Source organism: Ruegeria discodermiae (genome assembly GCF_030758345.1).
GTDB lineage: Bacteria > Pseudomonadota > Alphaproteobacteria > Rhodobacterales > Rhodobacteraceae > Ruegeria_C.
This window is the reverse complement of the sequence record NZ_JAVAMO010000001.1, coordinates 445,555-461,228: the sequence shown is the minus strand read 5'-3', so window position 1 is coordinate 461,228 and position 15,674 is coordinate 445,555. Positions and strand designations below refer to the sequence as shown.

Annotated in this window: 17 protein-coding genes; 10 read left to right on the top strand and 7 right to left on the bottom strand. The window is 61.5% G+C overall.

Features of this window, described 5'->3' with window-relative positions; all coding sequences use genetic code 11:
• Positions 1 to 38: 38 nt before the first annotated feature.
• The 4 genes from Q5Y75_RS02265 to argS form a co-directional block, all read right to left on the bottom strand.
• Positions 39 to 833: a segregation and condensation protein A gene (locus tag Q5Y75_RS02265; protein ID WP_306193886.1), complete on the bottom strand. Its 795-nt coding sequence runs from the start codon at positions 831 to 833 to the stop codon at positions 39 to 41.
• Positions 823 to 1,830 carry a beta-N-acetylhexosaminidase gene (gene nagZ / locus Q5Y75_RS02260; protein WP_306193884.1) on the bottom strand — a complete coding sequence of 336 codons (1,008 nt, stop codon included), beginning with the start codon at positions 1,828 to 1,830 and terminating at the stop codon, positions 823 to 825. The genes Q5Y75_RS02265 and nagZ overlap by 11 nt, the downstream gene beginning before the upstream one ends.
• Positions 1,827 to 2,906 (bottom strand): SPOR domain-containing protein, encoded by a 1,080-nt coding sequence (locus Q5Y75_RS02255; protein ID WP_306193883.1) that lies wholly within the window; start codon positions 2,904 to 2,906, stop codon positions 1,827 to 1,829. Before Q5Y75_RS02255 ends, nagZ begins: the two co-directional genes overlap by 4 nt.
• Before the next feature lie 86 nt (positions 2,907 to 2,992).
• Entirely contained in the window at positions 2,993 to 4,738 is a 1,746-nt protein-coding gene (argS, locus tag Q5Y75_RS02250) for an arginine--tRNA ligase (protein WP_306193881.1), read from the bottom strand.
• 123 nt (positions 4,739 to 4,861) lie between these two features.
• On the opposite strand from argS, the gene Q5Y75_RS02245 reads away from it, so the two are divergent.
• Positions 4,862 to 5,398 carry a hypothetical protein gene (locus Q5Y75_RS02245; RefSeq protein WP_306193879.1) on the top strand — a complete coding sequence of 179 codons (537 nt, stop codon included), beginning with the start codon at positions 4,862 to 4,864 and terminating at the stop codon, positions 5,396 to 5,398.
• 58 nt (positions 5,399 to 5,456) lie between these two features.
• Here Q5Y75_RS02245 and Q5Y75_RS02240 read toward each other — a convergent pair whose 3' ends face one another.
• Positions 5,457 to 6,638: a deoxyguanosinetriphosphate triphosphohydrolase gene (locus Q5Y75_RS02240; RefSeq protein ID WP_306193878.1), complete on the bottom strand. Its 1,182-nt coding sequence runs from the start codon at positions 6,636 to 6,638 to the stop codon at positions 5,457 to 5,459.
• Between the two features lie 54 nt (positions 6,639 to 6,692).
• On the opposite strand from Q5Y75_RS02240, the gene Q5Y75_RS02235 reads away from it, so the two are divergent.
• Positions 6,693 to 7,016 carry a HesB/IscA family protein gene (locus Q5Y75_RS02235; RefSeq protein WP_306193877.1) on the top strand — a complete coding sequence of 108 codons (324 nt, stop codon included), beginning with the start codon at positions 6,693 to 6,695 and terminating at the stop codon, positions 7,014 to 7,016.
• Between the two features lie 105 nt (positions 7,017 to 7,121).
• Positions 7,122 to 7,901: an exodeoxyribonuclease III gene (gene xth, locus Q5Y75_RS02230; protein WP_306193876.1), complete on the top strand. Its 780-nt coding sequence runs from the start codon at positions 7,122 to 7,124 to the stop codon at positions 7,899 to 7,901.
• 6 nt (positions 7,902 to 7,907) lie between these two features.
• Here xth and Q5Y75_RS02225 read toward each other — a convergent pair whose 3' ends face one another.
• Entirely contained in the window at positions 7,908 to 9,089 is a 1,182-nt protein-coding gene (locus tag Q5Y75_RS02225; RefSeq protein ID WP_306193875.1) for an FAD-dependent monooxygenase, read from the bottom strand.
• A 71-nt stretch (positions 9,090 to 9,160) separates the two neighbouring features.
• The gene (gene dksA, locus Q5Y75_RS02220) at positions 9,161 to 9,583 is read right to left on the bottom strand and encodes an RNA polymerase-binding protein DksA (RefSeq protein ID WP_306195672.1); all 423 of its coding nucleotides are present in this window, start codon (positions 9,581 to 9,583) and stop codon (positions 9,161 to 9,163) included.
• A gap of 434 nt (positions 9,584 to 10,017) precedes the next feature.
• Between dksA and Q5Y75_RS02215 the strand changes: the two genes are divergently transcribed.
• The 7 genes from Q5Y75_RS02215 to Q5Y75_RS02185 all read left to right on the top strand — a co-directional run bounded on the left by Q5Y75_RS02215 (position 10,018) and on the right by Q5Y75_RS02185 (position 15,670).
• Positions 10,018 to 10,863 carry an AAA family ATPase gene (locus Q5Y75_RS02215; RefSeq protein ID WP_306193873.1) on the top strand — a complete coding sequence of 282 codons (846 nt, stop codon included), beginning with the start codon at positions 10,018 to 10,020 and terminating at the stop codon, positions 10,861 to 10,863.
• A 174-nt stretch (positions 10,864 to 11,037) separates the two neighbouring features.
• Entirely contained in the window at positions 11,038 to 11,484 is a 447-nt protein-coding gene (locus Q5Y75_RS02210; RefSeq protein WP_306193871.1) for a GNAT family N-acetyltransferase, read from the top strand.
• Between the two features lie 2 nt (positions 11,485 to 11,486).
• Entirely contained in the window at positions 11,487 to 12,854 is a 1,368-nt protein-coding gene (locus Q5Y75_RS02205) for a DUF2927 domain-containing protein (protein ID WP_306193870.1), read from the top strand.
• A 6-nt stretch (positions 12,855 to 12,860) separates the two neighbouring features.
• On the top strand, positions 12,861 to 13,028 hold the full coding sequence (locus tag Q5Y75_RS02200; protein ID WP_306193869.1) for an apolipoprotein acyltransferase: 168 nt from the start codon (positions 12,861 to 12,863) through the stop codon (positions 13,026 to 13,028).
• A 6-nt stretch (positions 13,029 to 13,034) separates the two neighbouring features.
• Positions 13,035 to 14,219 (top strand): vWA domain-containing protein, encoded by a 1,185-nt coding sequence (locus tag Q5Y75_RS02195; RefSeq protein WP_306193868.1) that lies wholly within the window; start codon positions 13,035 to 13,037, stop codon positions 14,217 to 14,219.
• 130 nt (positions 14,220 to 14,349) lie between these two features.
• A complete protein-coding gene (locus Q5Y75_RS02190) occupies positions 14,350 to 14,808 on the top strand; it encodes a tetratricopeptide repeat protein (RefSeq protein ID WP_306193867.1) in 459 nt (152 codons plus the stop codon).
• Between the two features lie 172 nt (positions 14,809 to 14,980).
• Complete coding sequence (locus Q5Y75_RS02185; protein WP_306193866.1) at positions 14,981 to 15,670, top strand: M48 family metallopeptidase; 690 nt, start codon at positions 14,981 to 14,983, stop codon at positions 15,668 to 15,670.
• Positions 15,671 to 15,674: the final 4 nt, after the last annotated feature.

Genomic DNA, 15,674 nt, shown 5'->3' with positions numbered 1-15,674 from the left:
CATCAAACAGGCTTTCTGCTGGGGCGTCCTGGGGGTCTTCAGTCACGTGTTTCTGTCCTCTTGCGCAGATGGATCGGCGCGAATGTGTCGCTCTGGCGGATTTCCAGATGGCCTTCCTTGACCAGTTCCAGTGAGGCGGCGAAGGTCGAAGCGGTGGCCGAGCGGCGCCGCATCGGGTCCAGCTCCCAGCCTTCGGGCAGATAGCTGGCCATCTCGGTCCAGCTTCCGGCAAAGCCGATCAGCCCGCGCATCCGGTCCAGCGCCTGCTCCATGGTAAAGACCGCCTCGCGATCCATCACGAAGGGGCGGAATTCGTCGCGGGTGCGGATACGGGCATAGCCCTGCATCAGGTCCAGCAGCGTTGCGGAATAGGTCACGGTCCTGAGCCGCGTCACATCTTCGCCCTGCCCGCGCCGGAAGAAATCGCGCCCCAATTGATCGCGCGCCATCAACCGTGCGGCCACGTCGCGCATGGCCTGCAGCCGTTCCAACTGAAAGGCCAGATGCGCCGCCAGTTCTTCACCCGATGGCCCCTCATCCTCGGGATCGGGGGGCAGCAGCAGGCGGGATTTCAGGAAGGCCAGCCAGGCGGCCATGACGAGGTAATCGGCAGCCAGTTCGATGCGCAATTCCTTGGCGCGTTCAACAAAGGCCAGATACTGATGCGCCAGTTCCAGCACCGAGATCTTGCGCAAATCCACCTTTTGCGTGCGCGACAGGGTCAGCAGCACATCCAGCGGGCCTTCGAACCCGTCCACATCGACGATCAGCGCCTCGGCGGCCAGCCGTTCGGCAACTGAAATCGGATCTTCGGAACTGAAATTATCCACCATAGCCCTGCCCGCCAATGAGGCGGGAGTGTTCCGCTTCGGCGGCCTCGATGTCAAGCGGCTGTGGTGCGTGGCGCTGCGCCATGGCCCGTTCGGCGCGGGTTTGGGCGACGGAACTCATTTCGCCTGCGGCCTCGGCCACGGCGGCGCGATCCTGAAAGGTTCCGTTGCAATGTAGAACCACGTCAACTCCGGCGGCGATGGCGCGTGTGGCCTTGTCAGCAACAGACCCGCTGAGCGCCTTCATCGAGATGTCATCGGTCATCAACAACCCGTCAAAGCCGATCTGCGAACGGATCAGCGTGATGAGCGGCGCAGAAATAGTGGCGGGGTCCGGCCCGATCCGGTCAAAGACCAGATGCGCGGTCATCCCCATCGGCAGATCGTTCAACGCCAAGAACGGCGCGAAATCGCTGCTGTCCAACTGGTCAGTGTCCACCGACACCGTCGGCAGCTCGTGATGGGTGTCGAGCGTGGCGCGGCCATGCCCCGGCATATGCTTCATCACCGGCAACACGCCGCCTTCCATCAAGCCGTCCGCCACCGCGCGCCCGATACGCGCCACCTTCGCCGGGTCGCCATCATAGAGACGGTTGCGCAGGAACGAATGGGTCTCGGCAAAGGCCAGATCGAGTGTCGGTGCGCAGTTGCTGTCGATACCAAGCGCCCGCAATTCATGCGCGATCAGGCGATAACGCAGATACATCGCGCGTTCGGCCAGTTCGCCCGCCCGCGCCACCTCATCCAGGGGCGGCAGCCAGTCACGCGCCAAAGGCGGGCGCAGCCGTTGCACACGGCCGCCCTCTTGGTCAATGGTGATGAGGCAGTCGCGCCCAACCGCCTCGCGGAAATCACCGCAGAGCGCGCGTATCTGATCGGCAGTGTCGATATTGCGCCCGAACAGGATGAACCCAAACGGGTTCTCCCTCCGGAACAGCGCCTTTTCCTCCGCCGTCAGCCGCAGCCCTTCGGCATCCTGGATCGTGGCGCCGAACCTCACCTGACGGTGACCGGGATGCAATCAACCCGTTCGGCACCCAGGGTGGCGCAGAAGCGGCGCGCATCGCTCATGTCGCTGAAGCCCATGGCACGCAGGCGATAGAAGGTGCGCCCGTTGCTGGTCGCCTTCTGCACCACGCGCTGCTTGTCCGACATGTAATCCGAGAATTGCCCTGACAGCCGATCCCATTCGGAGCGCGCAATTTCTGGGGACTCAAACGCCCCAAGCTGCGCCAGCCGTGTGCCGGCCGGAATCTCCGCAGGATCAACCTCCAGCCCGGCGGCACTTTCGACAGCAGCGTTGATCGCGTCGTTGAGGCTGGCCTTGACCACATTGCCCGAGGGCACGGCGCGCGCGGGCCGGATGATGGGCCGTGGCGAGCGTTTGACACCCGGAGCCTCAAGCAGGTCCGGATCAGGCAGTTGCGCCACCAGATCGGCCGGATCAATGGCAGGCAGCGGATCAGTCTGCGTGATCGCGGCCAATTGTTCGTCGGGCGCATCGCCGGTCAGAACCGCATTCTGCACCATTGGCTGCACATCCTTGGTCAGCTCGGCCACCAGCGCATCAACGCTGCCCTGTTTGAAGGCGGCAACAGCTCCGTCAGTCACCGGTTTAGCACTCTCGACCTCTTCCTGACTTGGGTTGATCTCGCCCATCGGGCCGTCCTCTTCGGCCAGATCGACCGGGCGCGGTGCCAGAACCAGACGATCGGGCGGCGGCGCGGCGGTGCCGCGCGCGGCCACGTTGTTCACGGCCAGACCCTGATGATCGGCACGTTCTCCGCCGGGATTCTCGGGCTGGATACGCATTGGCCCTTCGAGCGCGCGCACCACCGGCACGCCGCTCACGTCGCGCACCACCAGTTTCACGCCCCAGACGCCAATCCCCACAACCAGTGCCAGCGAGCCGACCGCCCCCAACATGCTGGCCATCCGGCTCAGCCTGCCACCCAGCGACGGCCGAGCCACATCCATGTCAGCCTCTGGGTAATCGTCATAGTGGACTTCCTGACCATATTGGTCATATCGGGGACCACGCGGGTCATATTGCCCGCCACCATCGTAACTCGCCATTTCCGCCTCACTGCCCATCACGCAAAGCCTTTTGCGTTCAAGGTTTTCTTGTTTCTGCCTCGAACCGGCGGTCTGGGCGGCTTGAGTTACCGCATCTCCTGCACCGGTGTGACGCCAAGAATACCGAGACCCGCTGAAATCACAACGGAAACAGCGCGGGCCAGCGCGATTTTCGACTGACTTGTGGCAACATCGCCATCTTGGATGAAACGCAGCTCATGCAGCTCATTGCCACGGTTCCACAGCGCATGGAAATCCCCAGCCAATTCATAGAGATAGAAAGCGATCCTGTGCGGTTCATTGGTGCGCGCGGCGATCTCGACCAGGCGTGGCCATTCTGCCAGTTTCTTGGCAACGATCAGCTCAGCCTCATGCGAAATCTTGCTCAGGTCTGCCCCCGAAAGGGTCGCATCATCCGCTGCCACGCCCGCCTTGGCGGCGCGGCGCAGCACGCTCATCACCCGCGCATGGGCGTATTGCACGTAAAAGACCGGGTTCTCGCGGCTCTGCTCCAAAACCTTATCGAAATCGAAATCGAGCGGGGCGTCATTCTTGCGGGTCAGCATTACGAAGCGGGTCACATCCGGGCCCACCTGATCGACCACATCGCGCAGAGTGACAAAGTTCCCCGCCCGCTTGGACATCTTGAAAGGCTCGCCATTCTTCCACAGCTTCACCAGTTGGGTCAGCTTGATATCCAGCGGCACCTTGCCGTCGCTCAGCGCCGAAACAGCCGCCTTCATCCGCTTCACATACCCACCATGATCGGCACCAAACACATCGATCAGCGCATCATAGCCGCGGGTCACCTTGTCGTAGTGATAGGCGATATCGGGCGCAAAATAGGTCCAGCTGCCATCGGATTTCTTAACCGGCCGGTCCACGTCATCGCCATGTTCGGTCGATTTGAACAGCGTCTGCTCGCGCGGCTCCCAATCCTCGGGCTTCTTGCCCTTGGGCGGTTCCAGCACGCCTTCATAGATCAGACCCTTGGCATCGAGGCTGTCCAGTGCCTGCTCAATCCGGCCCGTACCGTAAAGCGATTTTTCCGAGAAAAACCGGTCCATTACGACGCCAAGTTGCGCCAGATCGGTGCGGATCATATCCATCATGGCTTCGGTGGCATATTCCCGGATTTCGGCCAGCCAATATTGCTCGCCCTTGCCGACATATTCATCGCCCACCTTGTCCTTGAGCGCCTGGCCTACTTCGACCAGATACTCGCCGGGATAGGTGCCATCGGGGAACTCGACCGCCTCGCCATGCGCTTCGAGGTAACGCAGATAGACCGAGCGCGCCAGGACATCGACCTGCGCGCCGCCATCGTTGATGTAGTATTCGCGCGTGACGTCATAGCCCGCGTAATCCAGCAACCCTGCCAGCGCATCGCCAAAGACCGCGCCCCGCGTATGACCCACATGCAGCGGACCTGTCGGGTTGGCCGAGACATATTCTACATTGACCTTGCGGCCCTGCCCCATGGTCGATTTGCCATACTCCGCGCCGCCCCGCAGGACAGCCGCCAGCACCGATTGCCAGACGCCAGAGGCCAGCCGCATATTCAGGAACCCCGGCCCGGCCACTTCGGCACTGGTGATCCGGTCATCCTCTGCCAGCTTCGCGGCCAATGCTTCGGCAATGTCGCGCGGCTTCATCTTGGCCGGTTTCGCCAGAACCATCGCCGCATTGGTCGCCATATCGCCATGGGCCGCATCGCGGGGCGGCTCGACCGCCACATTGTCAAAGCTCAGATCACCGGGCAGCGCGCCCTCGGCCTGCATCTGCGCCAGCGCGTCCAGCACAAGGCTGCGGATTTCGGAAAATAGGTTCATGACTTGCGTCCTCTTGGTTGCGGGCGGTTTACCACGCAAGCCGCCAAGGTCAATGCGGGCGATCACCGCTTGGATTCGCGCCCCAACCCTGTAGCCTGCCGAAAAACAACAGGGAGTTTCGCGATGAAACGCATGATCATACTGGCTCTGGCGCTCTGCCTGCCCTTGATGGCCAAGGCGCAGGGACCGGTTCTGGTGACGCTGGGGGGCGATCTGGCCACTTCCAACCTGCCCGCGCGCGGCGAGGACGATGGCGGGTTGTTCGGGTTCCTTGACATCACTTATGCCAACGGGATGGGCTTTGATGCCAACGCTCTCGGTGCGATGGAGCAATATGAGCTGACCGTGCCCTTCGGCCCGCCCGGTCAGGCGGTTGACCGCGCCATGACCGGCCCGCGACTGGCTGATGTGATGGCACAGGCCGGGGCGACCGGAAAAATCGCCATCCCCATCGCGTTGGACGGCTACCGCGCTGAAATCTCCTGGGAACAGATCGAGAGGTTCGAGCCGATCCTGGCCACCCATGCCGATCAAAAACCGCTGGCCCTGGGCGGTTACGGCCCCTCGGTGGTGATCTTTCCCAAAGTCGAAGACCCGGCGCTGACCGAAGAGCTTGGCAACCTGCAGGTCTGGGCGGTGGCCTATATCGGGATCGAGTAAGCCCGTTTTGAGCGCCCAATTTGTTCCGAAAACCGCTTCACACTTTGCGGGTCGCGCTTCATAGCCGCGCCGGATCGGCCCCGGTCAGGCGCGCATGGTCCTGCACCGCAAAGCGGTCGGTCATGCCTGAAATATAGTCCGACACAATCCGCGCCAATGCGGTCTCGTCCGGCGCGGCGTCGATCTCCGGGTGCCATCGCTGGGGCATCTGATGCGGGTCACCCAGATAGATCGGGAATAATTCCTCAACGACCTTAGCGACTTCCGCGCGCTTCTTCATCACGCTGGGCGCACGGTACATGCGGGTGAACAGAAAGGCCCGTATCTCTTTCAGATCGCGCCAAAGCGCGTCCGAGAAGGCAATCACCGGATGATCCAGCGCGCGGATGTCCTCGACCGTTTCGGCCCCGCTTGCCGCAAGCCGGGAGCGCGAGGTTTCGATCACGTCCGACACCATCACGCCAAAGACCCGCCGCAGCGCCTCATGCCGCCGCCGCTTGGCCTCGATCCCCGGCCAGAGCGTGTCGACCTCGCCGTAACAGGCGCCGATTATGGGCAGGGTCGCGATGTCATCGTCGGAAAACAGCCCGGCGCGCAGGGCGTCATGCAGATCGTGATTGTTATACGCAACGTCGTCGGCAAGCGCGGCCACCTGTGCCTCGGCACTGGCATGGGTATGCAGTTCCAGATCAAACGCCGCGTTGCATTCCGCCAGTGCCCAGGGCAGCTCTCCCAGCACCGGTCCGTTATGTTTCGCAATGGCTTCAAGGGTTTCCCAGGTCAGGTTCAACCCGTCAAATGCCGCGTAATGCCGTTCCAGCCGGGTCACGATACGGATGGCCTGCGCGTTGTGATCGAACCCGCCATAAGGTGCCATCAAGGCGTGCAGCGCGTCCTCTCCGGTATGCCCAAACGGCGTGTGGCCCAGATCATGGGCCAGCGCCACGGCCTCGGTCAGTTCCGGGTTCAGCCGCAAAGTCCCCGCGATGGTACGGGCCACCTGCGCCACTTCGATCGAATGGGTCAGCCTTGTGCGATAATTGTCGCCCTCATGTTCGACAAACACTTGCGTCTTGTGTTTCAGCCGCCGAAAGGCGCTGGCGTGGATGATCCGGTCGCGGTCACGCTGGAAACATGACCGAAAACTGCTTTCTTCTTCCGCTACCAGCCTGCCCCGCGCTTTTGCGGGATCCGAGGCGAAACCTGCCCGTTCCATACGTCCTGTCCTTGTCGCCTGCATCAAGGCTTTCTATATTGGTCCTCGCTCAATAAGAAAACCGCCGGAGTTGGCCCCATGAACCTGCCGCCCAAAGTCACAGACCGCGCCTTTGCCCGTCTTGCTGAGATCGGCGCCGCCGATCAGGGTCAGGCGCTGCGCGTCGCAGTGGAAGGCGGCGGCTGTTCCGGTTTTCAGTACGAGATCGCGCTGGACGCGCCTGCCGATGATGATCTGGTGCTCGAAGGTCAGGGCGAACGTGTCGTGGTGGATTCGGTCTCGCTGCCATTTCTGGAAAACGCGGTGATCGATTTCAGCGAAGAGTTGATCGGCGCGCGATTCGTGATCGACAACCCGAACGCCACCGCTTCTTGCGGCTGCGGCACCAGCTTCTCGATGTAGGGATCGGGTGCGTGAGGCAGAGCCTCACACATTCGCGGCTGTCCTGATCTTGCTCCGCCCTTCTATCTGGGCGATAGATCATCACAGGCAGCCGGAGACCCACCCATGAAAATCGCCACATTCAACATCAACGGCATCAAGGCCCGAGCCGAGGCGCTGCCCCGCTGGCTGGATGAGGCGCAGCCCGATATCGTGCTGTTGCAGGAAATCAAATCGGTCGACGAGAACTTCCCGCGCGAGATTTTCGAGGAGCGTGGCTACAATGTCGAAACCCATGGGCAGAAAAGTTTCAACGGGGTGGCGATTCTGTCGAAACTGCCGCTGGAGGATGTCAGCCGTGGCCTGCCCGGCGATGACAGTGACGAGCAGGCGCGCTGGATCGAGGCCACGGTCGTGGGCAAACAGGCGCTGCGCATCTGCGGGCTCTACCTGCCCAATGGCAACCCGGTGCCGGGGCCGAAATACGACTATAAGCTGGCCTGGATGGAACGGCTATACAAGCGCGCGCAAGCCCTGCTGGCCGAGGAGATCCCGGCGCTGATGGCGGGCGATTACAACATCATCCCACAGGCCGAAGATGCCAAACGCCCGGACACCTGGCGCGAGGATGCGCTGTTTCGCCCCGAAAGCCGGGCGTCGTTCCGGCGCATTCTGAATCTGGGCTTTACCGAAGCCTTCCGCGCTCGCACGCGGGGGCCCGAGCACTATTCCTTCTGGGATTATCAGGCCGGAGCCTGGAACCGTAATGACGGCATTCGCATCGATCATTTTCTGCTCACCCCACAAGCCGCCGATCTGATGACGGATTGCCAGATCGACGCAGCGGTGCGCGGCCATGAAAAGCCTTCGGATCACGTGCCAGTCTGGGTGACGCTCGACAACTGACGCCGCTCAGGCGGCACGCTCCTGGGTGACATCATGGCGGTAGAGCCAGTCGAACTGCCCCACCATGCGCGCGGGCACAACACGACCGGCCAGATGCAGCGCAAGATGCGCCGCCCCGCGCAATGGTGGAAACCTCAGATGGTATTTCCACGCATTGCCATTGGCCGCCGCGATCACCCGCTTTGCGCGGGCGTGCCGGCGCGCCTGATAAAGCGCCAGCCCGCTTTCGAGACTGTCCGCGCGCGCCAATTCATCGCCCAGAACCCAGGCATCCTCCAGCGCCATGTTGGCCCCCTGTGCCAGGAATGGCAGCGTCGGATGCGCCGCGTCGCCCAGAAGCACCGCGTTGGCGCTGTGCCAACGCTCCGCCACCTTGTGCCGGAACAATCCCCAGAGGTTGACCTCTGACACCTGATCCAGCAGCGCCTTGGGCGCGCCTCGGAACTCCGCGAAAGCACGCCTGAGAGTCTCGGGCCTGTCCTGATGGTTCCAGCCCTCGGCGGTCCAATTCTTGCGCTCTTCTACAGCCACGATATTGACGAGGTGGCCATCGCGCAGCGGGTAACAGACCAGATGCCGCCCCGGCCCCATATAGAGCTGCGCCTCGGGCGGCATGTCGATACTGTTGGCAACCGTGGTGCGCCAGGCCACCTGCCCGGTGAAGAACGGCTGCTCAGCGGGGTTGAGATGGCTGCGCAGCCGCGAGTGCATCCCATCCGCACCCACCACCAGATCGCCCCGGATGCGGGCCCCATTGCCCATGTTCAGGACCACCTGCTCGTCCAGATCGACCGAATCGAGCCTTTGCAGCAACCGGATGGTCACACCGCTGGCGCGCACCGCATCGGCCAGAATTGTGATCAGATCGGCGCGATGCACAAAACAATAGCTCAGATCCGGTGCATAGGTTTCAAGATCCAGCCGCAAAACCTCTCCGGGGCGGCGATAATCCCTGAGCGATACCGCACGCGCCTTGACAGCTGCCGCGATCAGTTCATCCGCCAGACCAAGCGCGCGCATCACCGCCACCCCGTTGGGCGAGATCTGCAGGCCTGCGCCCACTTCGCTGATCGCGGCGGCCTGTTCCAGAACCGTCACATCGGCGCCGCGCTGTCGCAGGGCAAGCGCTGCTGAAAGCCCGCCAATACCGGCCCCGACCACAACGATTTTCTGATCGCGAATACTCATGGCGCCCGTTTAACGCAAAAACGCCGGGGCGACAGGCCCCGGCGCTTGGTTCTTCGTCGCGTCAGGCGCGGTTAGTCGTCGCGGTGGACCCGCTCGCGGCGCTCGTGACGTTCTTGCGACTCAAGGCTCATGGTGGCGATCGGACGCGCGTCCAGACGACGCAACGAGATCGGATCACCGGTCACTTCGCAATACCCGTATTCGCCTTCGTCGATCCGGCGCAGGGCCGAGTCGATTTTGGCAACCAGCTTGCGCTGCCTGTCGCGGGTGCGCAATTCCAACGCGCGGTCGGTCTCTTCGCTTGCCCTGTCTGCGACATCGGGGATGTTGCGTGTGTTATCCTGCAGCCCTTCGATCGTATCGCGGCTGCCCGCCAGCAATTCGCTTTTCCAGTTGTTCAGCTTGCGGCGGAAGTATTCGAGCTGACGCTCATTCATAAATGGTTCATCCTCTGCCGGACGGTAATCCTCCGGCAGAAACACTTCCTGTTTCATCTTGGCTCCCTCGGTGTGGCCAACTATGTCCGTCATGTCTTTTGTTCCAAGACCATTGGCGCCCCTTCTGACGCAGCGTTTATCTGACGCGCAGAAGATTGTCACTAGTCAAAGCTACCTCAACACCCCCAAATTCGCGGATCGTGTTGCAATTAAAATGCTACGTCACAAACTGTTGTTTTTCTGTGAAATTAGTCACAAACCCGCACAAATAGTGCGCGATGGCCGCCAATCCAGCTGCCCGGAGAGGCAAAGCACTCAGACCCTGTTTCCGCTGGCTTTGTAAAAGCGGCCAGCGCGTGCACCGGATCGCGTCACGCAGCGTAGCAAAGGGGCGGCGCGGCTTGCAAATCGCCCCGTGCGTCGCTAGGGCCAAGGGGCGTTTTTCTGCGCATGCCCGTTCAGCAATTTCCACGGTTTGGAGAGCACGAAAGATGACCACACGTTTCGAGGGTACGGCCGAGTATGTCGCAACCGACGATCTGACCATTGCGGTGAATGCCGCCGTGACCCTGGAACGCCCGCTTCTGGTCAAAGGTGAGCCGGGCACCGGCAAGACCGAACTGGCGCGTCAGGTGGCCGGTGCGCTGGGGCTCGACATGATCGAGTGGAACATCAAATCCACCACGCGCGCGCAGCAGGGCTTGTATGAATATGACGCGGTCAGCCGGTTGCGCGACAGCCAGTTGGGCGATGAGCGCGTGCATGATGTGGGTAACTACATCAAGAAGGGCAAGCTCTGGCAGGCCTTTGAGTCGGAACGCAAAACCGTTCTTCTGATCGACGAGATCGACAAGGCCGATATCGAGTTTCCCAACGACCTGCTGCAGGAACTCGACAAGATGGAGTTCCATGTCTACGAGACCGGCGAGACCATCAAGGCACGTCAGCGCCCGATCGTGATCATCACCTCGAACAACGAAAAAGAACTGCCCGACGCCTTCCTGCGCCGCTGCTTCTTCCACTACATCCGCTTTCCGAATGAGACCACGATGCGTAAGATCGTCGAGGTCCATCATCCGGGCATCAAAGAGGCGCTGCTGACCACCGCGCTGACCCAGTTCTACGAAATCCGCGACACGGCCGGATTGAAGAAGAAGCCGTCGACCTCAGAGGTGCTCGACTGGCTCAAGCTGCTGCTGGCCGAAGATCTGACGCCCGAGGACCTCAAGCGCGACGGCGCCAATGCCCTGCCAAAGCTGCACGGGGCTCTGCTGAAAAACGAGCAGGATGTGCATCTGTTCGAACGTCTGGCCTTCATGGCGCGCGGACAGCGATAAACCTTGCCTAACGGCCCCATAGGGGAAACGAATGCCGGGCGTTGCGGTGATTGTTTCTCAAACCTTCGTCATTTCCCAACCAGGGCGCGAATCCCCCCTCGCGCCCATTGACCTTGCGTCAGATTGCGGATCAACTGCTCCGATCGTTAACTTCTGAGTGGGGGCAGAAGTAGCATGGCGTCTGTGACGACGATCCGCGCATTGCGGTCCGGCGACAGGTCGGAATGGGCTGAGCTATGGACAGCCTATCTGGACTTCTATGAGAGCTCGGTTTCGGCCGAGGTCAATGACGTCACGTTTGCGCGTCTGCTGGGGGATGACCCCGCCGATTTCTCTTGCCTGGTGGCGGAACAGGACGGGCGGTTGGTCGGGCTGACCCATTATCTGTTTCATCGCCATGCCTGGAAGATCGAAGAGGTCTGCTATCTTCAGGATCTCTATGCCCGCCCAGAGGCCCGCGGAACCGGCACCGGACGCGCCCTGATCGAGGCGGTCTATGCCGCAGCGGATGCGCGGGACTGCCCGACGGTCTACTGGCTCACACAGGACTTTAACGAAACCGCAAGAAAGTTGTATGATCGAGTTGGCAGCGTTACGCCATTTATCAAGTACCAAAGGTAATTATGTTTAAACGTTTATTGTTCCCTGTTGTGATGGTCCTAGCCGGATGCGCCGCCTCCTCGGTGCGCGACACGCCCACCCGGGCGCAGGTGTCGCCGACGCCGCTGCCGCCGATGAAATCCTTTGCCGCAACCCGACCGCCTGCGCCGGTCCGCTCCAACGCCAATATCGCAAGTGATTTCCTGGCGTTGCATTTCGAGCTGGAAAGCGGGCGCGAGCTGCCGCTCTTTACCCGGTTCGAGCAGCCGATCACCCTGCGCGTCACCGGCGCGCCGCCGGAAAGCCTGCAAAGCGATCTGTCACAACTGCTGCAACGCTTACGCCGCGAAGCCGGGATCAACATCCAGCAGGTTTCGGGCAGCGAGGCGAATATCACCATCGAAGCGGTCAGCCGCGACCAGATTCGCCGGGCCCTGCCCCATGCGGCCTGTTTCGTGGTGCCCAATGTCTCCAGCCTGGCAGACTTCCGCCGCAAGCGCCGCAAGCCGGAAACCAACTGGGCGCTGCTGCGCGAACGCAAGCAATTGGGCATTTTCATCCCCAATGATGTCAGCCCGCAGGAAGTGCGCGACTGCCTGCATGAGGAACTGGCCCAGGCCATCGGTCCGCTGAACGACCTCTATCGCCTGCCCGACTCGGTTTTTAACGACGACAATGTGCATACGGTGCTGACCGGGTTTGACATGCTGATCCTGCGGGCCAGCTATGACCCCGCATTGCGCAATGGCATGACCCGGGACGAGGTCGCAGCCGCCCTGCCCGGCATTCTCGCGCGGCAGAACCCGCGCGGCGTGCGCGTGGCCGAGCGCCCGATCTCAAAGACCCCGCGCAGTTGGATCGAGGCGACCCAGACCGCCCTGGGACCTGGCGCAACGCAGTCACAGCGCCAACGGGCCGCGACCGAGGCGACGCGGATCGCGCAGCAACAAGGCTGGACCGATCACCGCCGCGCCTTCAGCCACTATATCCTGGGGCGCATGGTGCAGGCGGGCGATCCCGAAGCCGCCCAGCAGCATTACCGCAGCGCGCTCTACTACCTGTCACAAACGCCGGGCACCGATCTGCAGACCGCTTATGTGGTGACCCAGACAGCGGCCTATGCGCTGGCCAACGGGCAACCGCAGGAGGCGCGCCAGCAAATCCGCCCGCAGCTGAAAGTGGCTCAGCGGGCCGAAAACGCCGCGCTGCTCTCGACCCTGATGCTGCTTGATGCCGAGGCGCTGGAGTTGCAGGGCGAACGCGACAAGGCCGAAGATGTCAGGCTGGACAGTCTGGGTTGGGCGCGATACGGGTTCGGCTCGGACTGGGCGGTGCGCGCCAGAATGCAAGAGGTCGCGGCGCTGAATCCCCGGCAGGAACTGGGCGGATAAAACGGCATGATCGTAATCGCAATGGCCCTGATCGGGGCCGTTATCGGCGGCAGGACCGCCAAAAAACGCAACGGCTCGAAAGCTGACGTTGCGCAATATGCGGCGGGTTACGGAATCGCCTTTGCTCTGCTCGGGCTGATCCTTACCATAGTGATCGACCGTACCCTGATCTGAGCCGACATGTTCCTGCCCTTCTTCGAAAACCTGCGCAGCGCTGGAATCCCTGTTTCCTTGCGCGAGTACCTGACCTTTCTTGAGGGCATGAAGCTCGGCCTCGCCACCTATGATGTCGAGGCGTTCTATTACCTCGCCCGCGTCTCGATGGTGAAGGATGAGCGCAATATCGACAAGTTCGACCGCGCCTTCGCCACCAGTTTCGAGGGGCTGGAACAGATCAGCATGTCTCAAGTCATGGAAGCCGTGGACATCCCCGGCGACTGGCTGGAGAAGATGGCCGAAAAGCACCTGAGCGCCGAGGAAAAGGCAGAGATCGAGGCGCTTGGCGGTTTCGACAAGCTGATGGAGACGCTGAAAGAGCGCCTGAAAGAGCAACAGGGCCGCCATCAGGGTGGCAACAAGTGGATCGGCACGGGCGGGACGTCTCCGTTCGGCGCTTATGGCTACAACCCCGAGGGCGTGCGCATCGGCCAGAAGGAAAGCCGCCATCAGCGCGCGGTCAAGGTCTGGGACAAGCGTGAATTCAGGAATCTCGACGACACGGTCGAACTCGGCACCCGCAACATAAAGGTGGCGCTCAAACGCCTGCGCCGCTGGGCGCGCGAAGGTGCCGCCGATGAGCTCGATCTGGACGGCACCATCCGCGCCACCGCCGAGCACGGCTATCTGGACGTAAAAACCCGCCCCGAGCGGCACAATGCTGTCAAGGTGGTGTTGTTTCTGGATGTGGGCGGCTCGATGGACCCGCATGTGAAAGTGGTCGAGGAACTCTTCTCCGCCGCGCGCACCGAGTTCAAGCACCTGGAATATTACTACTTCCACAACTGCCTCTATGAGGGCGTCTGGCGCGACAATACCCGCCGCTGGACGGATCAAATCCCCACCCATGAAGTGCTGCGCACCTATGGCTCGGACTACAAATGCATCTTCGTGGGTGATGCCAGCATGTCGCCTTACGAGATCGCCTATCCCGGCGGCGCGAATGAGCACTGGAATCAGGAGGCCGGACAGGTCTGGCTAGCGCGCGCCCGCGACCAATGGCCGTCAAACCTCTGGATCAACCCGGTTCCCGAGAAATACTGGGGCTACACCCATTCCATCACCATGGTTCAGGACATCTTCGAGAACCGCATGGTGCCGATGACGCTCGCCGGGCTGGAACAGGGGATGCGGGAACTCACGCGGTAGGGTTTGTCTGGTTTGAGCCCATGGCGACATTCCATTGACCTACGCTGCAATCGGTATCCGATGTCGCAGGAGTATTGCTTTTGGTTAGCGACCCCGTTCCTCAGAGCAATGCTCTCTGTTAACAACAGGTATGAGCACATCATCAGAAAATGCCGCCTCGCCAAGGTGGAAGTGGATTGCTGCGATTCCCAAGTGGATCGGGAAGGCAGTTCGCGTCTGGATTGTTTTTTTGTTTTTGCTCCTCTTGCCATTGGGCCTGCTATCCGACTCGATGGCTATGGCATGCAGGAATGATAGCTACGAAGGGCACAAGAAGCTTCGCTATTGCAACATTTCACTGGCTACACGTATTTGGTTAGACTTTTTGCCTCTTATGCTTGCAAGAAGTGCTGCAATCCACCTTGAGCGCGGGATAGCCCTATCGCAAATTGGGCGCGAAGAAGAAGCTCTGACCGCCTTTGAACGAGCAATAGAGGCTGCGCGGGCAAAACCGGGTCCTTGGGAACAAGAACTTCAATCAAGGATACAAGAGTTCGATGCGCGTCAGCCCACAATTCTATGGAATTCACTTTTGACCGACGGTGAGTAGCCCTCTATCAGTCGGCTTAATTCCTTCTCCCAACCGCAACAACGCCTAGCTCTTAAACCGTTCGTTGAGGCGGCTGCTTCGCTTTTGCCGCGCAGGCCTGCTTTGTCCGCCAAGCAGACATCAAGACATTCTTTGTCTTGCCTCCCGACCTGCAAGCCCACATATCTACCCCATGCTGAAGTTCACCCCGATCCTCCTGGCCATCCTCTACGCGCTGGTGATGTACCGCGTCTCGGTCTGGCGCACGCATCGGGAGTTGGATCAGAAATCGACCGAACTGGCCGACCCCGCGCTCAAGCGGATCACGGATCAGCTGGCGGCGGCGCTGGATTTGCAGCGTATCCCGGTCTTTATCTACGAGATCGACCCGGTGAACGGGCTGGCCGCGCCGGACGGGCGTATCTTCATCACGCGGGGGTTTTACCGCAAGTTCCGCAATGGTGAGGTCAGTGCCGAGGAGATGGCCAGCGTCATCGCCCATGAGCTGGGCCATGTGGCGCTGGGGCATGCCAAAAGGCGGATGATCGATTTCTCGGGCCAGAACGCGCTGCGCACCGCGCTGATCATGGTGTTGAACCGTTTCATCCCCTTTGTCGGCGCGATGATCGCCAATATGCTGACCAGCCTGCTGGCCTCGCACCTGTCGCGCTCGGATGAATACGAGGCCGATGAGTACGCCGCCGCGTTGCTGACCAAGGCCGGGATCGGCGTGGCACCCCAGAAGTCGCTGTTTGCCAAGCTCGAAGATCTCACCCAGCAGCGCGCGGGCGTGGCCCCGGCCTGGCTGATGAGCCACCCGAAGACCCAGGACCGCATCGCCGCGCTGGAAAAGTTGGAAGCGCGCTGGAAAACCGACGCCTGAGCCG

What these genes read in the sequence shown, in the direction of transcription:
- Q5Y75_RS02265 (WP_306193886.1), bottom strand. Translation starts at nt 833, where the DNA reads ATGGTGGATAATTTCAGTTCCGAAGATCCGATTTCAGTTGCCGAACGG.
- Q5Y75_RS02255 (WP_306193883.1), bottom strand. Translation starts at nt 2,906, where the DNA reads ATGGCGAGTTACGATGGTGGCGGGCAATATGACCCGCGTGGTCCCCGA.
- argS (WP_306193881.1), bottom strand. Translation starts at nt 4,738, where the DNA reads ATGAACCTATTTTCCGAAATCCGCAGCCTTGTGCTGGACGCGCTGGCG.
- Q5Y75_RS02245 (WP_306193879.1), top strand. Translation starts at nt 4,862, where the DNA reads ATGAAACGCATGATCATACTGGCTCTGGCGCTCTGCCTGCCCTTGATG.
- Q5Y75_RS02240 (WP_306193878.1), bottom strand. Translation starts at nt 6,638, where the DNA reads ATGCAGGCGACAAGGACAGGACGTATGGAACGGGCAGGTTTCGCCTCG.
- Q5Y75_RS02235 (WP_306193877.1), top strand. Translation starts at nt 6,693, where the DNA reads ATGAACCTGCCGCCCAAAGTCACAGACCGCGCCTTTGCCCGTCTTGCT.
- xth (WP_306193876.1), top strand. Translation starts at nt 7,122, where the DNA reads ATGAAAATCGCCACATTCAACATCAACGGCATCAAGGCCCGAGCCGAG.
- Q5Y75_RS02225 (WP_306193875.1), bottom strand. Translation starts at nt 9,089, where the DNA reads ATGAGTATTCGCGATCAGAAAATCGTTGTGGTCGGGGCCGGTATTGGC.
- dksA (WP_306195672.1), bottom strand. Translation starts at nt 9,583, where the DNA reads ATGAAACAGGAAGTGTTTCTGCCGGAGGATTACCGTCCGGCAGAGGAT.
- Q5Y75_RS02215 (WP_306193873.1), top strand. Translation starts at nt 10,018, where the DNA reads ATGACCACACGTTTCGAGGGTACGGCCGAGTATGTCGCAACCGACGAT.
- Q5Y75_RS02210 (WP_306193871.1), top strand. Translation starts at nt 11,038, where the DNA reads ATGGCGTCTGTGACGACGATCCGCGCATTGCGGTCCGGCGACAGGTCG.
- Q5Y75_RS02205 (WP_306193870.1), top strand. Translation starts at nt 11,487, where the DNA reads ATGTTTAAACGTTTATTGTTCCCTGTTGTGATGGTCCTAGCCGGATGC.
- Q5Y75_RS02200 (WP_306193869.1), top strand. Translation starts at nt 12,861, where the DNA reads ATGATCGTAATCGCAATGGCCCTGATCGGGGCCGTTATCGGCGGCAGG.
- Q5Y75_RS02195 (WP_306193868.1), top strand. Translation starts at nt 13,035, where the DNA reads ATGTTCCTGCCCTTCTTCGAAAACCTGCGCAGCGCTGGAATCCCTGTT.
- Q5Y75_RS02190 (WP_306193867.1), top strand. Translation starts at nt 14,350, where the DNA reads ATGAGCACATCATCAGAAAATGCCGCCTCGCCAAGGTGGAAGTGGATT.
- Q5Y75_RS02185 (WP_306193866.1), top strand. Translation starts at nt 14,981, where the DNA reads ATGCTGAAGTTCACCCCGATCCTCCTGGCCATCCTCTACGCGCTGGTG.